This window comes from Sandarakinorhabdus rubra, assembly GCF_010994245.1.
In the GTDB taxonomy this organism is placed as follows: domain Bacteria; phylum Pseudomonadota; class Alphaproteobacteria; order Sphingomonadales; family Sphingomonadaceae; genus Sandarakinorhabdus; species Sandarakinorhabdus rubra.
Map to the genome: position 1 here is coordinate 1 of NZ_WMHO01000183.1, position 5,357 is coordinate 5,357.

General features: G+C 68.7%; 5 protein-coding genes. 2 read left to right on the forward strand and 3 right to left on the reverse strand.

Translation table 11 applies throughout. From position 1 onward, the window contains the following. The coding region (locus tag GJV64_RS11005) for an N-formylglutamate amidohydrolase (protein ID WP_164157274.1) at window positions 1-467 on the forward strand (467 nt) is incomplete at its 5' end. Window positions 468-689: 222 nt separating this feature from the next. Here the strand turns inward: GJV64_RS11005 and GJV64_RS11010 are convergent. Continuing rightward, window positions 690-2,804 carry a TonB-dependent receptor gene (locus GJV64_RS11010; protein WP_164157275.1) on the reverse strand — a complete coding sequence of 705 codons (2,115 nt, stop codon included), beginning with the start codon at window positions 2,802-2,804 and terminating at the stop codon, window positions 690-692. A gap of 232 nt (window positions 2,805-3,036) precedes the next feature. Here GJV64_RS11010 and GJV64_RS11015 point away from each other — a divergent pair, with 232 nt between their 5' ends. Beyond that, entirely contained in the window at window positions 3,037-3,369 is a 333-nt protein-coding gene (locus tag GJV64_RS11015) for a hypothetical protein (protein WP_164157276.1), read from the forward strand. 35 nt (window positions 3,370-3,404) lie between these two features. On the opposite strand, the gene GJV64_RS11020 is transcribed toward GJV64_RS11015, so the two are convergent. Continuing rightward, window positions 3,405-4,163, reverse strand: coding sequence for a SapC family protein (locus GJV64_RS11020; RefSeq protein ID WP_164157278.1), 759 nt, complete (start codon window positions 4,161-4,163; stop codon window positions 3,405-3,407). A gap of 96 nt (window positions 4,164-4,259) precedes the next feature. After that, on the reverse strand, window positions 4,260-5,357 hold a 1,098-nt coding region (locus GJV64_RS11025; RefSeq protein ID WP_164157277.1), incomplete at its 5' end, for an FAD-binding oxidoreductase.

Sequence of the window (5,357 nt, forward strand, 5' to 3'; positions counted from 1 at the left end):
TGCACGTGCCCTGGCACGGCCAGTTGGCCAGCCTGCTGGCCGCGGCGCGCGCGCGCCACGGCGCCGCCCTGCTGCTCGATTGCCATTCCATGCCCACGCCGGGCGGGCCGCGCGCGCCGCAGATCGTGCTGGGCGATTGCCACGGACAGAGCGCGGCACCGGCCATCGTGGCCGCGATCGAGGATCATTTCCGCCGCGCCGGCTGGCGGGTGGCGCGCAATGCCCCTTATGCCGGCGGCTTCACCACGCAGCGCCATGGCCGCCCGGCCGGCGGCATTCATGCCGTACAGATCGAGATTGATCGCGCCCTCTATCTCGACCCGCAGCGCCTGACGCTCCACGCCGGGGCCGGCCGGGTGCGCTCGACGCTCACCGCACTGGCGCAGCAGTTGGTGGCCGATTGGCCGCACCTGGCCGGGCTGGCGCCGCTGCCCCTTGGGCCGCCGTTTGTCGAGGCGGCAGAGTAACAGATACGAAAAGGCCGTGCCGGCGAAGGGGGGAAGCCGGCACGGCCAGTTCGGGTCCAGTCACCGCAAATGCGGGGGCCCGGAGGTGGCAGGTATCGCCACGGGGCCGGCCCTGCAAGGGGGATGGCAGGGCCGCCATGATCCGCATGTGGGAACCGCCGGACGGCTTTCAAGACCGGCCGGCGGCGATTTTGAAGCCCCGCTCAGTTTGTCGCACCCGCCTTAGAAGGCCGTGCGCACCGACAGGCGGATATCGCGGCCGAACAGCGGCGCCACGTTGGCGAGGAAGCTGGAATGGCGCCGCGCCTCGACATCAAAGATGTTGTTGGCAGCCAGAATGATGGTGGTGGCCTTTTCCGGCCCGAACGGCTTCCACGACAGGCTGGCGTTGACGAACGTGTAGGCCGGCGTTGACGTTTCGAACGTCGCCACCCGGTCCTGCCGGGTGACATGCTCGATCTCGACGCGGCCGCCCACGGCGCCACCGGTGGCTTCGACGCCACCGATCATGCGCAGCGGCGGAATGCGTGGCACCGCGCCACCCCCGCGCAGGATGTCGGCCTCCGTATAATCAAGCAGCCCGGTCAGCTCGAAGCGGGTGTTGCCCAGGCTGGCCAGTTGCACGGCGCCTTCCACTTCCGCGCCCCAGAAGCGGGCATCGACCTGGTTGTACGCGAAGATCGGCAATTCGGACTCTTCATCTTCCTCGCCGGTGGGGTCGAGATAGATGAAATTGTCGAACCGATTGAAGAAGCCGGAGATCTCCAGCCGCCAGCCGCTCCCCCGCCCGCGCAGCACGGCTTCGGCGCCCAGCTGGCGCTCCAGGCCAAAATTGGGATTGCCGACCTCGAAGGCGCGAGTGGCAGCGTGAGCGCCATCGGCAAACAACTCCTCGGCCGCCGGAGCGCGCTCGGTGCGCGCCAGACTGAGCGCGAGGCGGAAGCCGCTGCCCAGATCGACCGAGCCGCCGGCCGACAGCGAGATGGCATCGAAGTTGCGGCTGCGCCCGACGACGGCGGACTTCACGTTGGTATGCTCATAGCGGCCGCCAGCTTCGAGGCGCAGCGCGCCCAGATCGAATTCCTGCAGGGTGAAGAAGCCGATCTGGCGGGTCTGGTTGGCCGGGATATAGGCCTCCTCGCCCTCGGCACGGAAGTTGCGGCTGAAATACTGCACGCCCGATGCGCCCTGCCAGCCGCCGCGGTTGGCCTGCACCAGTTCAAGGCGGGCTTCCCAGCTGCGGTTGAAAAAGCTGGTACCGATCTCACCCTCTCCCTCGATCTCGTCATGGCGATAATCGGCCCAGCCGGCGCGCAGCTTCAGTTCCTCGAAGGCGCCGCCCAGCGGCAGGCCGCCGCGCACGTCCACCCGGGTCTGGCGCAGGTCGAGCGTGATGTCCTCGTGGGCATGCTCTTCGCCCTCGGCCGCTGCCTCCAGTTCTTCCTCTTCCTCCGAATGGCCGAGTTCGAGGCCATTGGGGATGCCATAGCGGTTTTCCAGGCGGCTGACGGCAAAGCCGAAATTGGCGCCGCTCTGGCCGATCCAGGCGAGGCCGGCAGCCACGTCCCAGGTGCGGGCGCTGGTGTTCTCCAGCCGGCCGCGGGCCTGGGCGTCCTCGGCCACCTCGCCGCCCTCTTCTGCCGCGGCCTCGCGCAGCTCGCGGCTGAACACGAACCCGCCGGTGCGATAATCGCCCGACTGGAAGAAGCTGCCATCGACATGGGCGACAAAGCCGCCGCCCAGCGGCGCGTTGATCGCGGCGGCGATGTTGCGTTCCCGCGCGGCCGAAGCGAGGCCGGCAGCGGCATCGACGTGCACAGCGCTGTCCGGCAGCTCGCGCGGGATGCGCAGGTCGCGCATGTTCACCACGCCGCCCAGCGCGCCCGAACCGAACAGCAGTGCCGCCGGCCCGCGCAGGATCTCGACGCGGTCAGCCAGCAGCGGATTGACCCCCACGGCATGATCGACCGAGGTATTGGACACGTCGAAGCTGCCAATCCCGTCGGTCAGCACGCGCACGCGCTCATTGTCGAGGCCGCGCAGGATCGGCCGCGAGGCATTGGGGCCGAAGAAGCTGGACGTCACACCCGGCTGGCGGGCCAGCGTTTCACCAATGGTCGAGCGGGTCTGGCGTTGCAGTTCGTCGCCCTGCAGCACGCTCACGGCCGTCGCCACCAGCTTGCGATCGCGGGCATAGGGCGCGGAGACGATGATTTCCGGATCCGAGACGCCGTGCTGATCGTCGGTCTGCGCCTCCGCCTCGACGGCCAGCGCCGGCGCCGCCGACAACAGCAGCAGGGCAACAAGGGAGGAACGGGACGACAGGGCGTGGGACATGGGCGAGGCAACCTCCAGTTTGGGCCCCGCGCGACAAGCGCGAGGCAAATCCGAGATGCGCCGATAGAATGTTACGTTGTAACACGTCAAGAGCGAGCAAAATGTGAACAAGTGTGCGGTTGCCACCTTGTCACTTTCCCGCAACACCAGGCGTTGGCAGCATGTGTGTGGTTTCATGCGGCGCCCACACCATCCCTGTGTCACGGCCCGCCATGCAAGCCGGAGACCAGACATGTCCTGCACCAGCACCCACGCCGGCCACGCCCATCAGCACGGGCCGGGCTGCGGCCACACCGCCGTCCGTCACGATGGCCATGTCGATTATCTGCACGATGGCCACCTGCACCATCCGCACGGCGATCATGTCGATGAACATGTCATCGCAGTTTCATCGGGCAATCGCGATGGCTGTGGCGTGCAGGCCGCCTGCGGCCACACCCATGGCCCCGGGTGCGGCCACGAGGCAGTGCCGCACGGCGACCATGTCGACTATCTGGTCGATGGCCGGCTGCACCATGTCCATGCCGGCCACTGCGACGATCACGGCGCGCTGGCAGCGGCCTGAACGGCCACGACCGGGCGGAGCCCGGCTCGCCCGGCTCAGGCCGTGGCGGGCTGGGCGGCTTGGAACTGGCGTTCGAACAGCGGGCTGATCAGCGACAGGCTGAACAGATGGGCATAGACGAGGCCGAGCAGGCCTGACTGCACCATCTTGCGGGCCTGGTCGCCGCGCAGGTTTTGCAATTTCTGTTCATCGACCATGCGGAAGCCGCGATAGACGGCCGGCTGGGCCAGGCCCTCACGCTGGATGGTGACTTCGCCGTCCATCAGCAGGTCGAGCTTGGTCAGCTCTTCCATGAAGGCGCGGGTGCGCATCACCGCCTGCTCGAACTGCTCGCAGAACTGCAGGATGGCCTTGGTGGTGTCGGTGGGATCGGTGCCGTTGAACAGGCGCTCGCCCTCGTTCTCGATCACCACGCCGGCGCTGTCATCGAAGCACAGCGACAGTTCCTGCGCGTCGGGGCTCAGGCGGGCCAGCATGAACGGATAGCGGCGCACGAAGGCCGGCACATAGAGGCCCTCGGCCCACTGGTCGTTCGCGTCGAGATAGAGGTTCTGGCCTTCCTGCAGGCCCACCAGCGCCAGCGGCGCCGGATTGTCGCCCACCCCGAAGACGATCGGGAAATGCCGCTGCACCAGCGGAAACTCGTCCACGGTCACGGGAATCGCATGGGTGCCACGCGTGAAGCCCAGATCGCCGCGCGGCTTCAGGCCATGATTGGGGTGCAGCTGCGAGGAGAGCGGCACCAGGCTGTTGTAGAACAGCGGCAACTGATTGGCTTGAGGCTGGCTGGCCATGGTCTGGATCATGCCTTCATGTCGTTGAATGGAACGGCGCCGCTTCTAGAGTGCTGCCCGCAGCGGTGCAAGGCCGCACGCCGCTGCTATCGGGCCTCAGCCATAATAGACCCGGCCCGGATTCATGATGCCGGCCGGGTCCAGCGCCGCCTTGATGGCGCGCATCGCCGCCAGCTTCGCCGGATCGCCCAATCGTGCCAGATCGGCCTGCTTCAGGACTCCGATGCCATGCTCGGCCGAGATCGAGCCGCCGGCTGCGGCCACCAGATCATGCACCAGCCGCGTGACGGCATCGCGCCTGGCCGCCAGCCAGACGGCAGCATCTGGGGCATCGGGCGCCCGCACGTTGAAGTGGAGATTGCCATCGCCCAAGTGCCCGAAGGCCAAGACGCGCGCTCCGGGAAAGGCCGCTTCCACCTCGCGCGTGGCCGCCGCCGCAAAGCCCGGGACCGCCGAGACCGGCACCGCGATGTCGTGATGCACCGCCGGCCCGTCACGCCGTTCGGCCAGCGGCAGTTCCTCGCGCCGCCGCCACAGCGCCTCGGCCTGTGCAGTGCTCTGGGCGATGACCGCATCGTCCGCTGCTGCCAGCCCTTCGGCCAGCACGGCATCGAGCGGCTGCGGCCCGGCCAGCTCCACCAGGCAGTGCCAAGCATGGTCCCCGGCCAGCGGCGACGCCAGCCCCAGGTGCTGCGCCACGAGCGCCACGCCGGCAGCCGGGATCAGCTCGAAGCTTTCCACCTGCCCGCCCGACAGTTCGCTGAGCCGCGCCAGCAACGCCAAGGCAGCGGCGGGATCGGCCACCCCGGCCCAGCCGACGGCGCGGTGGCGTGGCTGCGGCACCAGCTTCAGGGCAACGGCGGTGATGAAGCCCAGCGTGCCCTCGGCGCCGATCAGCAGCTGCTTGATGTCGAGGCCGCTGTTGTCCTTCACCAGGCCAGACAGCTGGTGCAGCACACTGCCATCGGGCAGCACAGCCTCCATGCCGGCCACCAGCGCCCGCATGGTGCCATGGCGCAGCACCTGCACGCCGCCCGCATTCGTGGCCGCCAGCCCGCCCACCGTGGCCGACCCCTTGGCGCCCAGCGACAGCGGAAAGGACAGGCCCGCTGCCGCGGCCGCCGCGTGGACATCGGCCAGCACCACCCCGGCTTCGGCCACCAGCAGCCGGCCCGGCACATCAAGCGCCCGGAT